Below are 16828 nucleotides of genomic sequence, written 5' to 3' on the forward strand. Positions count from 1 at the left end.
GACAACGGGATCGGCCGCCTGGACCTGGTGGAGAACCGCTTCGTGGGCATGAAGTCCCGGGGCGTCTACGAGACCCCGGGCGGGACCATCCTGCTGGCCGCCCACAGGGGCATCGAGTCCATCACCCTCGACCGGGGCTCGGCGCACCTGAAGGACGAGCTGATGCCCCGCTACGCCAGCCTGATCTACAACGGCTTCTGGTTCTCCCCTGAGCGCAAAATGCTGCAGGCGGCCATCGACCTGTCGCAGAAGCACGTGACCGGCCAGGTCCGGGTCAAGCTCTACAAGGGCAATGTCTCGGTGATCGGCCGGACGAGCCCCTGGTCCCTCTACGACCAGGACCTCGTGACCTTCGAGGAAGGCGCCGTGGCCTACGACCACCGCGACGCCGCCGGCTTCATCAAGCTGAACGCCCTGCGCCTTCGGGTCCAGGCCCGCCGGGACCACCGGGCGGGAGGGTAGTTTCCCAAAGCCGCAGGTCATGTCACCCTCCGGCCAAACCGGAGGAATCCCCATGAGCTTTCCGAATCTCACCGCCATCGTCACCCTGCTGGCCCTGCTGTCCTATGTCTGGATGGTCATGAGGGTCGGCGGCGCCCGCCGGAAGTCCGGCATCGCCGCCCCCGCCATGTCCGGCGACCCGATGCTCGAGCGCTACCTTCGCGTGCAGGGGAACACGCTCGAATGGCTGCCCATCTTCCTGGGGTCGCTGTGGCTCTTCGCCCACTACTGGGGCGACGTGACCGCGGCAGCGCTGGGTCTGGTCTGGATCCTCGGACGGGTCCTCTACGCCGTGGGGTACTCGGCCGCCGCCGAAAAGCGCGAGCTGGGCTTCATGGTGCAGGGCATCGCCACCGCAGTCCTGCTGTTCGGGGCCCTGGGCAAGGCGATCCTTGTCGTCCTGGGCTGACCCACGGCCACACTTTCGCCGGAGACGGGCGCCAGTCTCGTCTTCTGACCTTCCTTCGGAGTTCCAGATGCGCCTGAAGAGCCTCGCCCTCATCGCCGGCCTCGCCCTGGCCACCGGCCTCGCCGCCTGCACCACAGCTACGCCCTACCAGCCCCTCCTGGAGGGCGCCTCCGGGCGCGGCGGCTATTCCGACGTGCGGATCGAGCCCGGCCGCTACAGGGTGACCTTCACTGGCAACAGCCTCACCTCTCGGGAGACGGTGGAGCTCTACCTCGCCTATCGCGCCGCGGAGCTGACCCTGGCCAACGGGTATGACACCTTCACCCTGGTCGCCCGGGACACGGACCGGAAGACGACCACCCGGATCGATCCGAACCCCACGCCCCTGCCCTACTGGCGGCCTTACTGGCGGTACTACGGGCCCTACGGGTGGCGGCTTTACGATCCCTGGCTGGACGGTCCCTTCGACCGCACCCCGACAGAGGTCTCGACCATCGAGAAGTTCACCGCCTCCGCGGAGATCGTCCTCGGCAAGGGTCCGAAGCCGGCGGGCGCCACCGAGACCTTCGACGCCCGCGCCGTGATGGAGAATCTCGGCCCGCGCATCCAGCGTCCGGACGACGGCCGGGTGAAGGCGAAGGCCGGAAGCTAGGCCGTTTCGTCGGTAAAGGTCAGGCCGGCCCGGGCGGCGAGGCGATCGATCAGCGGAACGCCAAGGGCCGCGCCCGGGGTCCAGACCCCGCCCGGCGTCGCTGGCGTACCGATCAGCTGGATCGCCGTCTCGGCCAGCATCTTGGATGTCGAGCCGTAGCCAGGATCGCGGTCGCCCTTGACCGAGACGCGGACCTTGCGGCCGTCGGCGCCGATGCCCACGAACAGGATGTCGTAGAAGCCGTTCTCCCGCTCCTCGAGGCTCGGGCCCTCCCCCGGCTTCGGCGCGCCGGCGCCGCCCAGGTCGGTGAAGGAGGTGCTGGAGCCCGGCGCGGTGATGGACATCTCGTCATAGGTGAAGTCCGTCCCCCAGGGGTGACCCTGAAGGAAGTTGGAGCGGTGAACGTTCTTGGTGTTGATGGCGGCCATCATGAAGGGGCCGACCTCGGCGCCGACATCCTCGTCGAAGGCCGTCTCGTTGCCCGACGGCTGGGCCGGGCCGGTGAAGCCGGGGGTCAGGGCGAAGGGGTTGATCATCAGCTGGAACAGGGCGGGATTGCGCCGGATGGCGTCCATGGTCGCCGCGCCGCTGGCCGCGGTGCCGCCGGACAGGCCTCCGCGCATGTTCCGCACCCGGCCCTTCACCCGCGGGACGGGCCCGCCAAGACGCCGCCTGGCCGTCTCCTCTGCGAACAGGACGCCCAGTTCGAAGGGGATGGAGTCGAAGCCGCAGGAAAAGAGAATCCGCGCGCCCGAGGCCCTGGCGGCCTCATGGTGGGCTTCGATCATCTCGGCCATCCAGTTGGACTCGCCGCACAGGTCGACATAGTCGGTCCCGGCCTCGACGCAGGCGGCGACCAGGTCCGAGCCATAGAGCTGGTAGGGCCCGACCGTCGTCACAATGACCTTGGCGCGCCGCACCATGGCCTTCAGCTGGGCGGGGTCGGCGGCGTCGCAGACCACCAGGGGGGTGGAGGCGGGGGCGCCGATCAGGTCGCGCACCTCGGCCAGCTTGTCCGCCGACCGGCCGGCCATGGCCCAGGAGACCTCTCCCCCGGGCGGCTGGGTGCGGACCAGATGCTCGGCCACGAGGCGGCCGGTGAATCCGGTGGCGCCATAGACGATGATGTCGAATTCCGCGTCGGCCCGCATGGGTCCCTCCCTGGCTATCGCCTCCGATATGGACCCTGGCGGGCCCTCAGCCAAGCCGCCGTCGGGCCAGCCAGACAGAATGTCGGCCGCGGGGGGGCAGGCCTGCTTTCAGGCCCCGCGCCATGCTAGGCTCGGAATCATGGCTGTGACACCCGCCCGCGCGAAGGAACTCGCCCTGAGCCTTGAGGGCGCCTCAGAGCGCCCGCACTTTGAGCGGACGGCGCTCCGGACGCCGCGCAAGACCTTCGCCACGCTCGCCGGTGACGGCGCAGACATCAATCTGATGTTCGACCCCGACCTGCGGGATTTCTACTGCGAGCAGGCGCCGGTCGCCTTCTCTCCCGTCCCGGGCGGATGGGGCCGGATGGGCGCCACGCGGTGCGACCTCGCGGCTGTGGACGAGGCGACACTGGCGTCCGCGCTCAAGGCCGCCCACGCCCTGGCTGCACCCCGACCGAAGACGCCGCGGAAGCGCTGACCCGGGGGTCATCAGCGACGCCGCGCGGCCTCCCCCCGGCCCCGCCCGCCCTCGGCCACACCGGCGGCCCGCATCCGCTCGCCCAGGGCGCGTCCGTCCAGCCGGCAGTCGGCGGCGACGCGATCCCAGGTCCGGCCCCGGGAGAGACAGTCCACCCGACGCCCTTGGGTGAGTCGCTTCAGAGTGTCGCGGGCCTCCCGGCCGCCGGGCTCCCTGAGTTCCGGGGCGTGGAAGTCGGCCAGGCGGACCTCGACCCAGTCGGTCCCCCGCCGCGGGCCCACGGCCACGCAGAGAGAATCCCCGTCGCCGACATGCATCACCGGGCCTGAGAATCGCTCGCCCTTGGCGAGACTGGCGGGCATGGGCCCCTTCTGCGGCACGGCGCGGCAGGGGTCGGCGAGCGCGGGGGCGGCGGCGCTGGTGAGGGCGCCGGCGGCGAGGAGGAGGGCCGTCAGGCGCAAGGTCACCTCAGCGCCCCAGGCCCGGAAGGTCGAAGGCCGCCAGGGCGCGACGGGTCAGGGCCGCATCGCCGGAAAGTCGGGCCGCGCCCGAGGCCTCGAGCTCGGACAGGCGGGTCTGGCCGCACAGCGCCTTGATGAGGTCTACCCAGGTCACGGCGACCGAGGCGCCCGCGGCCGCCCCGTCCGTGGCGACGCTGACGCCATTGCGCACGTGCAGGCCGGCGGGCGCCGCGTCCGGGAAGTCGAAGCGGACATGGTGGTCGATCCCCTCGGCCCGGTCGGGGTCGATCATGACCCTCATCAGGTGGAAGGTTTCGCGCGGTGGCCGAGCCGCCAGCTGGGCCGGACGCAGCCGGTGTTCGGCGAGGCGCGAAAGGTCCAGGGCGCCCTCCAGCTCCAGGGCCCGGGTCAGGCACCAGTTTCGGATGTTGGCCGCCGAGGTCCCCTGGGCGAGGGTCCGCAGAACGCCGGCGAGCAGGGTCCGGTCGTCCGCCTCCGCCCCGGGCCGCCCGGCCAGCCAGGAGGCCAGCTCCAGGGCCCAGCGCAGGTCGCCGGACCCTCGGGCCGCTTCCGCCTGGGCCCGCACCACCCCAGCACCGCCGAAGCCCTCCACCAGGCGCTGCGCCCGCTCGGCGGGCGGCAGGACGAAAAGCTTGCCCGGCTCGCCGTCGAACCAGCCGCGCAGGCCGGCGGCGATCTGGCGCACGTGGTGCTCGGCCACGCCATAGAACTCGCGGGTCAGGTCGTCGTCGTCGCAGGCGGCGGGCAGGCGGACCTCGTGGGCCAGGGCGTCGGCGGTCAGGCCGCGGTTCAGGCCGCGCACGGTCTGGTCCCAGAGGAACTGGATGGAGTCCCGGTAGCGGGTCACGCGCGCAGCGATCCCGGCGGCGCCGGAGATCGGAGGGCCGTGGGTTCCCACCAGGTGCTCGGCCCCGAGCGAGAGGATGTGGTCGATCCCCTCCAGCAGGACCTCGGGGTCGCGGTACGCCTCGCCGCGGATGGCGAAGATATTGAACAGGGTCGGCCAGACCAGGTTCTGCACGCAGGTCGAAAGCTCCGGGAACCAGAAGGTGACGCTGTCATCGGCGTCGGAGGGAGCGTGGTGGACCTCCACGGTCAGCCCGGCCAGGCTCAGCCGCTCGCCGCCCCGGAAAAACTCCGTGGGCGGAGCATAGCCGGGGGTGAAGGGCGCGTGTTCGGGATTGCGGAAGTGCAGGCCCAGCCCCTCATTGACCAGGGCGTCAGGCCCTTCCGGAGGCAGGCGCAGGCCGAACTGGTGGATCAGCCCCCGGGAATAGGCCGGGCCGATCTCGCCGGAGGTGCGGGCCAGGTTCAGGGGGATGCGCTCATGCCCCAGGATCGGCAGGTCGGCGCGGCCGGCGTCGTCCAGGGCCGCCGTCGTGCCGCCGATGTAGTGGAAGTGGCTGTAGAGCACCGCCGCCAGGGGCGCGGAGGTGTGGGCCCGCACCTCGGCCAGGGCCGTGCGCATCTCCTCCACGCTCTCGCCGGTGTCGATGGCGATCAGGCCCAGGGGCCCCTCGATGAAGGTCTGGTTGGAGAGGCCATTGCCCACCAGGCACCAGACCCCGGGCCGCGGGGCGTAGAGCCGCCGCTCAAGCCGCTCGGAGTGGGCGATGTGCCGACGATGCGCCTTCTGGCCGAGGGGGCCCGTGCCGACATGGGCCGGATCGGCGTCGAAACTGCGCATGGAGGCCCCTTCCTGAACTGCCTGGCCTCAAGCCTAGCGCAGTTCGGGGGATCGGGGGAGAAAGGGGGCGGCCTAGTGGCAGAAAGCGGGCGAGGGATTGGAGGCGCCCGTCGCCTCGCCTAGACTGGCGTCGAAACTGACGGCGCTGGCTGGAAATGACCGATCCTGTTCGCGGATACGATGAGCGCGCCGCCGTCTTCGTGCACCAATACGAGCAACTCGACCCGGAGTCGGTTCATGCCTCGTTCCTGGACTACCTCCCGGAGGGGGCGGGCAGGCTGGTCCTCGACATCGGCGCAGGGTCCGGGCGCGATGCGGCCTGGCTGCGGCGAAAAGGTTTTGAGGTCGTCGCCGTCGAACCCTCCCCCGGCATGCGGATGGCGGGCCAGAGCCTGCACCCCGACCCCCTGATCGGGTGGGTGGATGACCGGTTGCCCGCCCTGGCCGCGACGCACAGACTCGGCCTTGCCTTTGACGTCATCCTGCTCAGCGGCGTCCTGATGCACGTCACGCCCGGCGACCGGCCGCGGGCCTTCCGGAAGGTCGCCTCGCTCCTGAAGCCCGGCGGCGTCTTGCTTATCTCCGTCCGGGATGGAGCCGGCGAGAGCGACAGGCCCATCTGGCCGGTCTCAAGGGGTGAAGTTGAAGGCTACGCCCGCACCCAGGGGCTAAACGTCGTCCGGATCGCCTCGAATCCCGACTTGCAGGGACGCGCGGCCGTGACCTGGACAACCTTTGTCCTGTCCCCGCCCGACAACGGGGCAGGCGCCCTGCCCCTGCTCCTGGCATCATCCTGAACGACGACATTCCTGACCTTGGCCATATCCTTCAGGGGTATCGCGTTGCGGGACGCATCCCTCTCGTTGCATCACCAGGTCAGCAATTTCAAATTGGGGACGTCTCTATAATCGGCGCCGTTCAAGGTCACCAAGGTCGAGCGACAGACCAGGGCTTGCGCGGCGATCATCCGGTCAAGCAGCTTGCGCCGTGAATAGCCCGCATGCGCGACGATGGCGCCATACGCGTCCGCCGCCGTATCGTCGAAGGCAAGGGCCGGGATGGCTTTCAAGATTACGTCGAGGCGCGCACGCCGAACCGATGCCTGCTCTGGATCACGGTAGACGCCGCCTTCCAGCTCCACCCGGGTGACAATCGACATGAGAATCGCATCGTCCAGCGCCCCTATCTTGCCGGTCACGTCCGCGTCGCCGTCGCGAAGATGGATCGCGACATCTGTGTCGATCAGATACGCCAAGCCTAGAGCCCTTCCCGCTCGGGAAGGTCCTCGTCGTCGCGCCGTTCGACATCTGGCGGCGCGGGTAAGGTGCGGAGCCGGTCGATCATCTCCGCGATCGTCGTCTCAGCGGGATAGATGGTCATGACGTCACCGGAGCGGACGATGACGAGCTCCACGTCGTCGCCGAAAGCGACGTCCTTGGGGAGTCGGACAGCTTGGCTGTTGCCGCTTCGGAAGGTTCGGGTGCGGACGACTGGCATAAGGGCGCCACATGATTTTGATATACTCGTATATACGACTTTGCCGCGCGATTCAAGATGCTGTCCGGGCTCAAGACAGATGAGACGGCGGCGTCTCTGACGCCGACGTGTTTGGCGCAGTCGGCGCCCTGATGGCGACTGGACCCGCCGTCACCACAACCCAGATCCAGGAGGCCGTGGGTCTGTCGACCGGATCGCTGTATCATCGGTTCGACTCGCGCGAGGGCCTGTTGGCGGAAACCTGGCTGCACGCGCTGCTGGCCTTCCAACCCGTCTTTGTTCCGGCGCTCGAGACGCCATCTGCGGTCGGTGAGATCGCCGCCGTGACGCCACGCTTCTGCCGGGAGAGGCGGTCGGAACACGCGGACATCAACGGCGCTCAAGTCTTTCGCGAACGGTCGCGGTTTTGACCTGGATGCTTGCCGACGGGCGCTGATCGCATTCCCCTTGGCCGCCGTACGACAGGACTTGCCCGATCGCGCAGTGCCTGCATCGGTCGACGATGTCGTTGCACGAGCGGCCGATGCGGCCCCCGCCTACTTCCGCTTCTGCTTCCGCGCGATGTAGCGGAGGTCGCGGGCTTCCTTCTGGCGGGCGCGGAGCTCGAGCTCGCGGGCCTCCTGGGTGAAGGCTTCATCCTCGAGGCGCAGGCGCTCGGCCTCGGCGGCGGCGGCGCGCTTGGCGGCGCGTTCGGCGTTGCGGGCGGCGCGGACGGCCTCCAGCTCGGCGGCGGCGGCGGCCTTGCGGGCCTCCAGGTCGGGATCCATGACATGGGGCCTGGGCTTGAGGCGCTCCAGCATCGCCTTCTTGGCGGCGGCCGACGCCTCCTGGCGCTCCGTGTAGGTCATGAACTTGGGTTGGGGCATGCGGTCTTGGCTTCCGGGCTCGATTCGGGTTCGCGGCCGCCGGCGGCGCCCCGGAACCCTGGGGACATCAAGCTGGCGGTTTTCCGATTCTGGAGCGGGCGAGGCGATTCGAACGCCCGACCCCAACCTTGGCAAGGTTGTGCTCTACCCCTGAGCTACGCCCGCGCTCCGTGAGGTCCCTTTCGGGGCCCCAATGTTCGGGAGCCGGCTTATGGCAGAGGCCCGGCGGCTTGGCAAGACGGTCTCAGCCCAGGAAGCGGGGGGTCTTCAGGCGGCGCTTATTCACGTGTTCGGCGGGGGCGGGACCGGTCTCGTCGGGCAGTTCACCCCGGAAATAGAAGCGCTGCCAGGCCTCCTTGGTGGCCTCGGGCTCGAAGCGCATGATCCGGCGGTTGAACTCGGTCCGGTGCTTTTCCCAGGCCTCGTACTGGCCGCGCAGCTCTGGATTGCGGGCCATGGAACGGATCACCGGCTGGAAGTCGGCCATCTCGCGGTCCTTCATCAGGGTGATGAAGCAGAAGGGCTCGCCCTTCTCGAACCGCACCCGGCCCGGGCGGGTGAAGATCCAGTTCATGGTGAAGGGGAAGGGCAGCCAGTCGGTCTCCACCAGGCCCGACAGGGGCTGGATGCCGTCCTTCACGTGGTTGGGCGGGCCCTGGGCCAGCACCGACCAGCCGGGCGGGGTGCGGAAGAGATAGCCCGGATGCATGGTCACGACGCCCGAGGAGAAATGGCTCATGACGAAGCGGTGGAACTCCGGGTGCGGCCGGTCGGGGGTGAGGGTGATGTCCTCCTGCATGACCCCGCCGTTCCACTCGGCGGTGAAGCTCATGGGGCAGAGGATCTCCCAGCCCGTGGTGTTGGCCATGGACAGGGGCAGGCAGCGATAGGGGTGCCGGGCGGCGAACCTGTCCATCCAGGCGCGCTGGGGCCGGCCGGGCACGATCTCCGGCGGGCGGTCGGCGGTGGGATAGCACTCGAGCTCCATGGCGGGCCCCCGGTCCTTGTCTGTCCTGCCCCTTCCCTTACCGAGGGCGCGCGCGCAGCGTCCACCGCTTTTCGGGCGGGCGGGGGAAGGGTAAGGAGCGCCATGCTCGACCGCGCCGGCCTCCTCGCCCTCTTCGACCAGCTGGGCATGACGCACGCCACCCTGGACCATCCGGCGGTGTTCCGGGTGGGCGAGGGCGGAGCGATCAAGGCGAAAATCCCCGGAGCCCATACCAAGAACCTGTTCCTGAAGGACGCCCGGGGAGACCTGTGGCTGGTCTGCGCGAAGGACGACACGGCCATCGACCTGAAGCGCCTGCACACGGTGATCGGCTCGGCCCGCCTGTCCTTCGGCTCGGCGGAGCGGATGGCCGAGACCCTGGGGGTGACGCCGGGCTCGGTGACCCTGTTCGCCCTGGCCAACGACCCCCTGCACCGGGTGCGCCTGGTGCTGGACCTGGCCCTGGCCGAAGCCCAGGAGGTCAGCTTCCATCCGCTGGAGAACACCGCCACCACCACGGTGGACCAGGCGGGCCTCAGGACCTTCCTGGGCCACCTGCGGCGGGACCCCCTGGTGGTGGATTTCCCGCGGCTGGCCCTCCATCCGCTTGCGACGCGTTGAAGCCGACGCCCGGAAGGTCCATCTTGCAGCCTCAACCTTCTCTCGGAGACCCCCATGGCGCTGATCGGTGAAAACTCGGCCCCCCTGTCGGGCGCGGCGCCCGCCGGCCTGATCAAGGACGGGACCGACGCCGGCTTCATGGCCGACGTCATCGAGGCTTCGCGCGAGACGCCGGTCATCGTCGACTTCTGGGCGCCCTGGTGCGGCCCCTGCAAGCAGCTGGGTCCGGCCATCGAGCGCGCCGTCACCGCCGCGAAGGGCAAGGTCAAGCTGGTCAAGATCGACATCGACCAGCATCCCAAGTTCGCCGGCCAGCTGCGCGTCCAGTCCATTCCCGCCGTCTTCGCCTTCGTGGGCGGCCGGCCGGTGGACGGCTTCACGGGCGCCCTGCCGGAGAGCCAGATCAAGGCCTTCGTGGAGCGCCTGGCCGCGCAGGCCCCGGCCGACGCCGGCGACGAGCTGATTGCAGTCGGCCGCGAGGCCCTGGAGGCGGGCGATCTCAATACCGCCGCCCAGGCCTTCGCCCGTGTGCTGCAGACCGACCCCCAGGACGTTCGCGCCCTGGGCGGCATGGCCCGGGTCTACCTGGAGGGGGGTGACCGGGAGCGCGCCGCCGAGATCGCCGCCATGGCCCCGGAAGGCGCCAGGGACCCGGGGCTGGAAAGCGTGCGCGCGGCCCTGGCCCTGGCCGAGGCCGCCCCCGCAGAGACCGCCGCCTTCGAGGCCCGGCTCGCCGCCGACCCCGCCGACCACGAGGCCCGCTTCGAGCTGGCCCGGGCCCTGGCCGGCGCGGGAAGGCTTGAGGCGGCCATGGACCACCTCCTGCAGATCATCGCCGCCGATCGCGACTGGAACGAGGGCGCCGCACGGGCCCAGCTCCTGACCGTCTTCGAGGCGGCGGGCGCCGCCTCCGACCTGGCCCGGCAGGGCCGCCGGCGGCTTTCCGCCATCCTGTTCTCTTAAGGACCATGGCGCCCCGGCCCCTTCGCATCGAGCTGCCCCAGACCCTTCCGGTCTTCCCGCTGGACGGCGCCCTCCTGCTGCCCGGGGCGGAACTGCCCCTGCGCATCTTCGAGCCCCGCTACCTGAACATGCTGGATGATGTCATGACCGGGGCGCGGATGATCGGCATGGTGCAAACCTCGGGCGGCGACAAGGCCCGGCCCAGCCTGGCGCGCATCGGCTGCGCCGGCCGGGTCACCCGGTTCCGGGACGGCGCCGAGGGGGATTACCTGATCACCCTGACGGGGGTTTGCCGGTTCCGGATCGCCGAGGAACTTGACCTGCCCACCCCGTACCGCCAGGTGACGCCGGATTTTGCTCCGTTTACGGACGACCTGGAGCCAGGCCGGCGGACCGGCGGGGAACGGGCCCGACTGGCGAAGGCCCTGAGAGCCTACCTCAACCGCCGCGACCTCGACGTGGACGACTCCGCCCTCAACGCCGCGCCCCTGGACGAGCTGGTCGCCGGCCTGGCCATGAGCCTGCCCTTCTCTCCCGCGGAGAAGCAGGCCCTTCTGGAGGCGCCGGACCGGGGCGACCGGCAGGACGTGCTCACCGCCCTCCTCGAGATCGACGCCCTGGGCGATGACGACGGTCCGCCCGAGACCCTGCAGTAGGACCGCTGATGCCTGAGACCCCCCCTGAGACACCGTCCGGGACCCCCTCCGACGCCCCGCTTCCCGGCCTGGATCCCGGACTCGACCCCCGGCTTCTGGAGATTCTTGTCTGCCCGGTCACCCACGGACCCCTGGAGTACGACCGCGTCGCCGGCGAACTGATCAGCCGCAAGGCGAAACTGGCCTATCCGGTCCGGGACGGCGTTCCCGTCATGCTGCCCGAGGAAGCCCGGACGCTCTGAGAGCCTGTCAGGGCGCCTCGCCGCGGAGCAGGCGGGGCAGGTCGCCCACCGCGCCCCCCGCCTCCTGCATGAAGAAGCGACGCGCCGGGCCGATCCGGTTGACGACGGAAAGGCCCGCCCCGCGGACGACCCTGAGCAGGGGATTGTCGTTGGAGAAGAGGCGGACAAAGGCGTCCGCCGCCACCGCCAGGCCGATATTGTCGACGCTGCGCCAGCGGGCGTAGCGGCCCAGCACGACCTCCGAGCCGATGTCCTCCCCCAGGCGGACGGCCTCTACCAGAACCTGGACCAGGGCCGCGGCGTCTTTCAGACCGAGGTTCAGCCCCTGTCCGGCGACGGGGTGCACCCCGTGGGCGGCGTCGCCGACGAGGGCGGCGCGGGGGGCGATGATGGTCTCGGGCAGGTGCAGGGACAACGGATAGGTGAAGACCGGACCCTCCAGCCGGGGCCGGCCAAGAAGGTCGCCGAACCGGCGCTGCAGGTGGGCGTGAAAGATCTCGGGCCGGGCGGTCCGCAGGGTCTCGGCGCGGCGGGGAGACTCTGTCCAGACCAGGCTCGCGCGCTGTCCGGTCAGGGGCAGGATGGCGAAGGGCCCGGACGGCAGGAAATACTCGTGCGCCACGCCGCCGTGCGGCAGGTCCAGCCGGACCGTGGCCACCACCCCGGTCTGGGGATAAGTCCAGCCGGTGCTGCGGATCCCCGCCGCCGCCGCCACGGCGGAGACGCGGCCCTCGGCGCCGACGGCGAGGGGGGCGGCCAGGACCCGGCCGTCCTCCAGGCGCACGGCCGCGCCTCCGGGGGTGAAGTCGACCCCGGCCACCCGGGCCGGCGCCAGCACTTCGACGCCCTCACGCCGGACCGCCGCGGCGAGGGCGGCGCGGATCCGCCGGTTCTCGATCATATAGCCCAGGGGCTCCCCCTCGACCCGGTCGGCGATTTCGGCGGCGTCGAAGCGCAGAAAGGCGAGGGCGGGCGCCCCGGCGGAGGGGCCCGGCGTTCGTCCATCCGTGACCAGGATTTCAGCGATTCGCTCGGCGTAGGGCTCGAGGTCCCCGGCCAGGCCCAGAGCCCGCCACTGGCGGAAGCTGGAAAAGGCGATGGCCGAGGCGCGGCCGTCGAAGTCCGGCGCCAGCTGGGCCTCGAAGGGTTGCGCGTCGATCAGTATGGGCTTCAGGCCGCTGCGGACCAGGCCCAGGGCGAGGGTGGCGCCGGCCATGCCGGCGCCGGCGATGATCACGTCGGCGTCCATGTCGCGATATGCCGCCGACGGGAGGCCAGCGTCCAGTCCCTTCCAGGGGTGCGTCCGGGGCTTACACGGACGAAGCGGTCCATTCCGGAGTTGTGCGATAATGCGGAGCGCGCCAAGGTGCCGACAAGGGAGACGGGAAGCTCCCAAGGACTGCAAAGGGGGGGAAGCGATGGGCCGGAAGAGACCCAGGCGACCCGGAAATGTCATTGGAGGCTCCCTTCGAAGGGGGGCCCTGAAGCGCGCCGGGGCGCGGAGCTGATGCCGCGTCGTCTGGGTCAGGTGGACGAATCCAAGGGGATCGCCATCCTCGAAGCCGCGCGTCAGGCGCTGGCCGAACGCGGCATGGGCGCGTCCATCGAGGATATCGCCCGGCGGGCGCGGGTCTCCAAGCAGACGGTCTACAACCGGTTTGGCTCCAAGGCCGAGCTGGTGCGGGTGCTGATCGAACGGCGCGTGGACGAGATCACCGCACACCTGGACAATCCCGGTTCCGGGGAGGGCCCGGAGGAGGCGCTGGCGGGCTATGCCCGGGTGGTCCTGGAATCCATCGCCACGCCCTCCTCCATCGCCCTCCTTCGGATCCACATTCAGGGCGCGGCCGAGATGCCGGACCTGGCGCGGACCTTTTTCGACACGGGCGCCCGCACCTCGCGGGCGCGGCTGGCGGCCTTTCTGGACGGAGAGACGCGAGCCGGTCGCCTGCGGGTCGAAGACAGCGCCCTGGCGGCGGAGTTCTTCGCCGGCATGGTCATCGGCTCCCACCAGACAGGACGGCTGCTTGGGGTGGAGTCCAACCTGGATGCGGCGGTCATCGACCGGATCGCCCGGGAGGCGGCCAGCCGCTTCGTGAGGGCCTACGGACCGTGACGGTCCCGGGGGACCCGGGACCTCAGCCCTCCTCGGAGTCGTCCGGAAGGCCCATCATGTGGAAGCCGGCGTCGACGTGGACGACCTCGCCCGTGGTGGACCGGCCCAGGTCGGACAGGAGCCAGAGGGCGGCGCCGGCGACGCCCTCCATGCTTGTGTCCTCCTTCAGAGCGGACAGGGCCCGGCCCTGGGCCAGCATGGACCGGCCGCCGGAAATGCCCGCCAGGGACAGGGTGCGCATGGCGCCTGCCGAGATGGCGTTGGCCCGGATGCCCTGGGGACCGAGGTCGCGGGCGATGTAGCGGGTGGCGGCCTCCAGCGCGGCCTTGGCCACGCCCATGGTGTTGTAGTTCGGGATGGCCCGCTCGGAGCCCAGATAGGTCAGGGTGATCAGCGATCCGCCGTCCGGCATCATGCGGCTGGCCCGCCGGGCGCAGTCGACGAAGCTGTAGGCCGAGATGTCCATGGCCGTGCGGAAGCCTTCCCGCGTGGCGTTCTCGACGAAGGAGCCCTTGATCTGGTCGCGGGGGGCGAAAGCCAGGGCGTGGACGAAGAAGTCGATCTTGCCGAAGGCCGCCTCGACCGCCGCGAAGCCGGCGTCCATGCTGGCGTCGTCGGTGACGTCGACGGGCTCGATCACCGTCGCGCCGACGCTCTCGGCCAGGGGGCGGACCCGCCGCTCCATGCCCGGCAGGTGGAAGAAGGCCATCTCTGCGCCCTGGGCCGCCAGCTGGCTGGCGATGCCCCAGGCGATGGACTGGTGGTTGGCCACCCCGGTGATGATCCCGCGCTTGCCCTGCATGAGCGCGCCCGCGGGCATGTTGTAGTCGTCGGCCACTTCGCGTCTCCCGAATTGTTCAGGCGGGGGCGTCCCCGCCCCGTCAGACCCTGGACATCACCAGGCACCCGTTGGTGCCGCCGAACCCGAAGCTGTTGGACATGACGGTCTCGACCTGGCGGTCCTCGCGCCGGCGCAGGATGGGCAGGCCCTCGAAAGCCGGATCCAGGGTCTCGATGTGCGCGCTCTCGGCCAGGAAACCCGAGTTGAGCATGAGGAGGGAATAGATCGCCTCCTGGGCGCCGGCGGCCCCCAGGCTGTGCCCGGTCAGGGACTTGGTGGACGAGATGGCGGGGGCCGCCTCTCCGAAGACCTCGCGGACCGCCTCCATCTCCTTGATGTCCCCCACCGGAGTCGAGGTGCCGTGCGGGTTCAGGTAGTCGACCTTGCGGTTGCCGGCGCGGGACAGGGCCAGGCGCATGCACCGCACCGCGCCCTCGCCGGAGGGGGCGACCATATCGAATCCGTCCGAGTTGGCGGCATAGCCGACAATCTCGCCATAGATCTTCGCGCCGCGCGCCCGGGCCCGTTCCAGGTCCTCAAGCACCAGGATTCCGGCGCCGCCGGCGATGACGAAGCCGTCGCGGGCGACGTCATAGGCCCGGCTGGCCACCGCAGGCCGGTCGTTGAAGTTCGAGCTCATGGCGCCCATGGCGTCGAACAGGACCGAGAGGGTCCAGTGCAGCTCCTCGGCCCCGCCGGCGAAGACCACGTCCTGGTTGCCCATGGCGATCTGTTCATAGGCGGCGCCGATGCAGTGGGTGGAGGTCGCGCAGGCCGAGGAGATCGAATAGTTCAGCCCGCGGATCTTGAACCAGGTCGAGAGCACGGCCGAGACGCCCGAGCTCATGGCCTTGGGGACAGCGAAGGGGCCGACCCGCTTGGGGCCTTTTTCCTTCGTGATGGCGGCGGACTCGATGATCGCCTTGGTGGAGGGCCCGCCCGAGCCGACGATCAGGCCGGTCATCTCGTGGGACACCTCGGCCTCCGTCAGGCCGGAGTCGGCGATGGCCTGCTCCATGGCGATGTGGCCGAAGGCCGTGCCCTGGGCGAGGAAACGGGCGGCCCGCCGGTCGACGGCGGCCTCCCAGTCCAGCCCGGGATCGGCGTGCACCTGGCAGCGGAAGCCAAGCTCGGCGTACTCAGGCGCCGCGACGATCCCCGACCGGGCGCCGTGGAGCGAAGCCCGGACATCGTCCAGGGTGTTGCCGATGGATGAGACGATGCCCATGCCGGTGACGACGACGCGCCGCATGCCCTGTTCCCCCAGATACGCCGGTTTCAGACCAGATCCTTGGGGTCGTAAAGGCCGACCCGCAGATCCTTGGCCTCGTAGATGACCTTGCCATCGGCTTCCATGACGCCGTCGCCGATGCCCAGCACGAGCCGGCGCATGATCACGCGCTTCAGGTCGATGCGATAGATGACCTGCTTGACCTTCGGGGTGACCTGGCCGGCGAAGCGCACCTCGCCAACCCCCAGGGCCCGGCCCTTGCCGGGAGCGCCGGACCAGCCGAGGAAGTAGCCGACCAGCTGCCACATGGCGTCGAGGCCCAGGCAGCCGGGCATCACCGGGTCATTGATGAAATGGCAGTCGAAGAACCAGAGGTCCGGCTGGATATCCAGCTCGGCGATGACCTGGCCCTTGTCGTAGGCGCCGCCGGTCTCGGTGATCCGGGTGATGCGGTCGAACATCAGCATGGGCGGGACCGGCAGCTGGGCGTTGCCCGGTCCGAACATCTCGCCCCGACCACAGGCCAGGAGCTCCTCTCGGGAATAATGGTCCTTGGCCTTGGCGCCGGGAATCATGGCTCGCCCTTCCGCGGGTCGCTTCAACGGGATCGCCCGGCGACGTGCGCCGGACAGGAGGGCTTCGCTCTATCAGAGCCTGAGGGGTCGCTCAACGGGCCGGAGCCGGGACGCACTGGGGACGGTCGTCGACGCCCCAGAGGGACGACTCCCGGACCCAGCCGGAAACGCCGTCGGCCTTGATCCGGCACCAGCCGGCCTCGCAGCGCTGGAGGGCGGCCAGGGCGCGGGGCCTCAGGAGGGCGATGGTGCGGGAGTCGGTCCGGGCGGCGGACTGGATGGGAACCGGCGCCGGAGCCAGGCCCATGACGTTCCTGCGACCGTCCGTGGTGCGCATGTGGACCCAGGCCACGCCGCGGTCGGGATCGCAGATGCGGCGCCACTCCGAGGTCTCGGCGATCACCTGGACCGGCAGGCCGCGGACCTGGTAGACCCAGAGCGCGGGGTAGTCGTCGCCGGGCCCGGAGCGGGCGTTCACCGACCCGAACTTCAGCGTGACATAGCGGGGCACCGGCAGGCCCGATGGGGTCCTGCGCGCATCGGCGACGGCGGCGACCAGAGGCGACAGGACGAAAGCCGCCGCCAGCAGGACAATCGCGACGACTCCGGGTCTGCGCAGGGAAGGCTCAACTTGGCCGTTCATGCCCTCTTTGCTAGAGCTTCAGCGACGAAGGCGCCAGAGCGCCGTTTCGCCGGACGCTGAAATTCGGGACCCCGCCGCCGATGCCGACGCGCAAGCCGAAAGTGATTGTGACCCGCAGGCTCCCGGACGCCGTCGAGACGCGCCTGCGCGAGCTTTTCGACACCGAACTGAACCTCTCCGACGAGCCCCTGAGCCGGGAGGCCCTGATCGACGCGGTCGGCCGCTGCGA

Annotated in this window: 22 protein-coding genes, 1 tRNA gene and 2 pseudogenes; 12 read left to right on the plus strand and 13 right to left on the minus strand. The window is 70.2% G+C overall.

Features of this window, described 5'->3' with window-relative positions; genetic code table 11:
- The 3 genes and pseudogenes from IM632_RS03525 to IM632_RS03535 form a co-directional block, all read left to right on the plus strand.
- Positions 1 to 462 (plus strand): annotated as a pseudogene (locus IM632_RS03525) (argininosuccinate synthase domain-containing protein); the annotation flags it as partial.
- A gap of 52 nt (positions 463 to 514) precedes the next feature.
- Entirely contained in the window at positions 515 to 910 is a 396-nt protein-coding gene (locus IM632_RS03530; protein WP_296484710.1) for an MAPEG family protein, read from the plus strand.
- Positions 911 to 977: 67 nt separating this feature from the next.
- Positions 978 to 1562: a hypothetical protein gene (locus tag IM632_RS03535; RefSeq protein WP_296484707.1), complete on the plus strand. Its 585-nt coding sequence runs from the start codon at positions 978 to 980 to the stop codon at positions 1560 to 1562.
- Here the strand turns inward: IM632_RS03535 and IM632_RS03540 are convergent.
- Positions 1559 to 2713: a saccharopine dehydrogenase NADP-binding domain-containing protein gene (locus tag IM632_RS03540; RefSeq protein ID WP_296484703.1), complete on the minus strand. Its 1155-nt coding sequence runs from the start codon at positions 2711 to 2713 to the stop codon at positions 1559 to 1561. The two genes, IM632_RS03535 and IM632_RS03540, sit on opposite strands and share 4 nt — an antisense overlap.
- Positions 2714 to 2852: 139 nt before the next feature.
- Between IM632_RS03540 and IM632_RS03545 the strand changes: the two genes are divergently transcribed.
- Complete coding sequence (locus IM632_RS03545) at positions 2853 to 3191, plus strand: MmcQ/YjbR family DNA-binding protein (protein WP_296484702.1); 339 nt, start codon at positions 2853 to 2855, stop codon at positions 3189 to 3191.
- An 11-nt stretch (positions 3192 to 3202) separates the two neighbouring features.
- Here the strand turns inward: IM632_RS03545 and IM632_RS03550 are convergent, their stop codons facing one another.
- Complete coding sequence (locus IM632_RS03550) at positions 3203 to 3652, minus strand: nuclease (RefSeq protein WP_296484700.1); 450 nt, start codon at positions 3650 to 3652, stop codon at positions 3203 to 3205.
- 7 nt (positions 3653 to 3659) lie between these two features.
- A complete protein-coding gene (locus IM632_RS03555; RefSeq protein ID WP_296484698.1) occupies positions 3660 to 5360 on the minus strand; it encodes an alkyl sulfatase dimerization domain-containing protein in 1701 nt (566 codons plus the stop codon).
- 155 nt (positions 5361 to 5515) lie between these two features.
- Between IM632_RS03555 and IM632_RS03560 the strand changes: the two genes are divergently transcribed.
- Positions 5516 to 6157, plus strand: a complete 642-nt coding sequence (locus tag IM632_RS03560; protein WP_296484696.1) for a class I SAM-dependent methyltransferase — start codon at positions 5516 to 5518, stop codon at positions 6155 to 6157.
- A gap of 71 nt (positions 6158 to 6228) precedes the next feature.
- On the opposite strand, the gene IM632_RS03565 is transcribed toward IM632_RS03560, so the two are convergent.
- Both IM632_RS03565 and IM632_RS03570 read right to left on the minus strand, forming a co-directional pair.
- On the minus strand, positions 6229 to 6615 hold the full coding sequence (locus IM632_RS03565) for a PIN domain-containing protein (RefSeq protein WP_296484694.1): 387 nt from the start codon (positions 6613 to 6615) through the stop codon (positions 6229 to 6231).
- Between the two features lie 2 nt (positions 6616 to 6617).
- Positions 6618 to 6857: an AbrB/MazE/SpoVT family DNA-binding domain-containing protein gene (locus IM632_RS03570; protein ID WP_296484691.1), complete on the minus strand. Its 240-nt coding sequence runs from the start codon at positions 6855 to 6857 to the stop codon at positions 6618 to 6620.
- A gap of 131 nt (positions 6858 to 6988) precedes the next feature.
- On the opposite strand from IM632_RS03570, the gene IM632_RS03575 reads away from it, so the two are divergent.
- On the plus strand, positions 6989 to 7267 hold the full coding sequence (locus tag IM632_RS03575) for a TetR family transcriptional regulator (RefSeq protein WP_296484689.1): 279 nt from the start codon (positions 6989 to 6991) through the stop codon (positions 7265 to 7267).
- 126 nt (positions 7268 to 7393) lie between these two features.
- On the opposite strand, the gene IM632_RS03580 is transcribed toward IM632_RS03575, so the two are convergent.
- The 3 genes from IM632_RS03580 to IM632_RS03590 all read right to left on the minus strand — a co-directional run bounded on the left by IM632_RS03580 (position 7394) and on the right by IM632_RS03590 (position 8711).
- A complete protein-coding gene (locus IM632_RS03580) occupies positions 7394 to 7723 on the minus strand; it encodes a DUF6481 family protein (RefSeq protein ID WP_293512275.1) in 330 nt (109 codons plus the stop codon).
- A gap of 90 nt (positions 7724 to 7813) precedes the next feature.
- A tRNA-Gly gene (locus IM632_RS03585) sits at positions 7814 to 7888 on the minus strand.
- Between the two features lie 79 nt (positions 7889 to 7967).
- Positions 7968 to 8711, minus strand: a complete 744-nt coding sequence (locus IM632_RS03590) for a DUF6065 family protein (protein ID WP_296484686.1) — start codon at positions 8709 to 8711, stop codon at positions 7968 to 7970.
- Positions 8712 to 8813: 102 nt separating this feature from the next.
- Here IM632_RS03590 and IM632_RS03595 point away from each other — a divergent pair, with 102 nt between their 5' ends.
- The 4 genes from IM632_RS03595 to IM632_RS03610 are packed head-to-tail and all read left to right on the plus strand — an operon-like array spanning position 8814 to position 11193.
- Positions 8814 to 9332: a YbaK/EbsC family protein gene (locus IM632_RS03595; RefSeq protein WP_296497218.1), complete on the plus strand. Its 519-nt coding sequence runs from the start codon at positions 8814 to 8816 to the stop codon at positions 9330 to 9332.
- A gap of 54 nt (positions 9333 to 9386) precedes the next feature.
- Entirely contained in the window at positions 9387 to 10295 is a 909-nt protein-coding gene (locus IM632_RS03600) for a co-chaperone YbbN (RefSeq protein WP_293512269.1), read from the plus strand.
- Between the two features lie 5 nt (positions 10296 to 10300).
- A complete protein-coding gene (locus IM632_RS03605) occupies positions 10301 to 10951 on the plus strand; it encodes an LON peptidase substrate-binding domain-containing protein (protein WP_296484680.1) in 651 nt (216 codons plus the stop codon).
- Positions 10952 to 10959: 8 nt separating this feature from the next.
- On the plus strand, positions 10960 to 11193 hold the full coding sequence (locus IM632_RS03610; RefSeq protein ID WP_296484677.1) for a Trm112 family protein: 234 nt from the start codon (positions 10960 to 10962) through the stop codon (positions 11191 to 11193).
- A 7-nt stretch (positions 11194 to 11200) separates the two neighbouring features.
- On the opposite strand, the gene IM632_RS03615 is transcribed toward IM632_RS03610, so the two are convergent.
- Entirely contained in the window at positions 11201 to 12442 is a 1242-nt protein-coding gene (locus tag IM632_RS03615) for a UbiH/UbiF/VisC/COQ6 family ubiquinone biosynthesis hydroxylase (protein ID WP_296484675.1), read from the minus strand.
- Between the two features lie 258 nt (positions 12443 to 12700).
- On the opposite strand from IM632_RS03615, the gene IM632_RS03620 reads away from it, so the two are divergent.
- Positions 12701 to 13309 (plus strand): TetR/AcrR family transcriptional regulator, encoded by a 609-nt coding sequence (locus IM632_RS03620; RefSeq protein WP_296484672.1) that lies wholly within the window; start codon positions 12701 to 12703, stop codon positions 13307 to 13309.
- A 22-nt stretch (positions 13310 to 13331) separates the two neighbouring features.
- On the opposite strand, the gene IM632_RS03625 is transcribed toward IM632_RS03620, so the two are convergent.
- From IM632_RS03625 to IM632_RS03640, 4 genes are all read right to left on the minus strand, one after another.
- On the minus strand, positions 13332 to 14147 hold the full coding sequence (locus IM632_RS03625) for an enoyl-ACP reductase (protein ID WP_296484669.1): 816 nt from the start codon (positions 14145 to 14147) through the stop codon (positions 13332 to 13334).
- A 43-nt stretch (positions 14148 to 14190) separates the two neighbouring features.
- Positions 14191 to 15402, minus strand: coding sequence for a beta-ketoacyl-ACP synthase I (gene fabB, locus IM632_RS03630; protein WP_296518809.1), 1212 nt, complete (start codon positions 15400 to 15402; stop codon positions 14191 to 14193).
- 26 nt (positions 15403 to 15428) lie between these two features.
- Positions 15429 to 15956 (minus strand): 3-hydroxyacyl-[acyl-carrier-protein] dehydratase FabA, encoded by a 528-nt coding sequence (gene fabA / locus IM632_RS03635; protein WP_296524771.1) that lies wholly within the window; start codon positions 15954 to 15956, stop codon positions 15429 to 15431.
- 91 nt (positions 15957 to 16047) lie between these two features.
- The gene (locus tag IM632_RS03640) at positions 16048 to 16599 is read right to left on the minus strand and encodes an SH3 domain-containing protein (RefSeq protein WP_296552015.1); all 552 of its coding nucleotides are present in this window, start codon (positions 16597 to 16599) and stop codon (positions 16048 to 16050) included.
- An 80-nt stretch (positions 16600 to 16679) separates the two neighbouring features.
- Between IM632_RS03640 and IM632_RS03645 the strand changes: the two are divergent.
- Positions 16680 to 16828, plus strand: a pseudogene (locus tag IM632_RS03645) (D-glycerate dehydrogenase); the annotation flags it as partial.

The sequence above is a fragment of the Phenylobacterium sp. genome (assembly GCF_020402505.1).
Classification (GTDB): domain Bacteria; phylum Pseudomonadota; class Alphaproteobacteria; order Caulobacterales; family Caulobacteraceae; genus Phenylobacterium.

Excerpts from the sequence above, each read along its gene's own strand:
- IM632_RS03535 (WP_296484707.1), top strand. The coding sequence starts at position 978 with ATGCGCCTGAAGAGCCTCGCCCTCATCGCCGGCCTCGCCCTGGCCACC.
- IM632_RS03555 (WP_296484698.1), bottom strand. The coding sequence starts at position 5,360 with ATGCGCAGTTTCGACGCCGATCCGGCCCATGTCGGCACGGGCCCCCTC.
- IM632_RS03595 (WP_296497218.1), top strand. The coding sequence starts at position 8,814 with ATGCTCGACCGCGCCGGCCTCCTCGCCCTCTTCGACCAGCTGGGCATG.
- IM632_RS03540 (WP_296484703.1), bottom strand. The coding sequence starts at position 2,713 with ATGCGGGCCGACGCGGAATTCGACATCATCGTCTATGGCGCCACCGGA.
- fabB (WP_296518809.1), bottom strand. The coding sequence starts at position 15,402 with ATGCGGCGCGTCGTCGTCACCGGCATGGGCATCGTCTCATCCATCGGC.
- IM632_RS03600 (WP_293512269.1), top strand. The coding sequence starts at position 9,387 with ATGGCGCTGATCGGTGAAAACTCGGCCCCCCTGTCGGGCGCGGCGCCC.
- IM632_RS03545 (WP_296484702.1), top strand. The coding sequence starts at position 2,853 with ATGGCTGTGACACCCGCCCGCGCGAAGGAACTCGCCCTGAGCCTTGAG.
- IM632_RS03610 (WP_296484677.1), top strand. The coding sequence starts at position 10,960 with ATGCCTGAGACCCCCCCTGAGACACCGTCCGGGACCCCCTCCGACGCC.
- IM632_RS03530 (WP_296484710.1), top strand. The coding sequence starts at position 515 with ATGAGCTTTCCGAATCTCACCGCCATCGTCACCCTGCTGGCCCTGCTG.
- IM632_RS03605 (WP_296484680.1), top strand. The coding sequence starts at position 10,301 with ATGGCGCCCCGGCCCCTTCGCATCGAGCTGCCCCAGACCCTTCCGGTC.
- IM632_RS03590 (WP_296484686.1), bottom strand. The coding sequence starts at position 8,711 with ATGGAGCTCGAGTGCTATCCCACCGCCGACCGCCCGCCGGAGATCGTG.
- IM632_RS03620 (WP_296484672.1), top strand. The coding sequence starts at position 12,701 with ATGCCGCGTCGTCTGGGTCAGGTGGACGAATCCAAGGGGATCGCCATC.
- IM632_RS03580 (WP_293512275.1), bottom strand. The coding sequence starts at position 7,723 with ATGCCCCAACCCAAGTTCATGACCTACACGGAGCGCCAGGAGGCGTCG.
- IM632_RS03575 (WP_296484689.1), top strand. The coding sequence starts at position 6,989 with ATGGCGACTGGACCCGCCGTCACCACAACCCAGATCCAGGAGGCCGTG.
- IM632_RS03615 (WP_296484675.1), bottom strand. The coding sequence starts at position 12,442 with ATGGACGCCGACGTGATCATCGCCGGCGCCGGCATGGCCGGCGCCACC.
- IM632_RS03640 (WP_296552015.1), bottom strand. The coding sequence starts at position 16,599 with ATGAACGGCCAAGTTGAGCCTTCCCTGCGCAGACCCGGAGTCGTCGCG.
- IM632_RS03570 (WP_296484691.1), bottom strand. The coding sequence starts at position 6,857 with ATGCCAGTCGTCCGCACCCGAACCTTCCGAAGCGGCAACAGCCAAGCT.
- IM632_RS03560 (WP_296484696.1), top strand. The coding sequence starts at position 5,516 with ATGACCGATCCTGTTCGCGGATACGATGAGCGCGCCGCCGTCTTCGTG.
- fabA (WP_296524771.1), bottom strand. The coding sequence starts at position 15,956 with ATGATTCCCGGCGCCAAGGCCAAGGACCATTATTCCCGAGAGGAGCTC.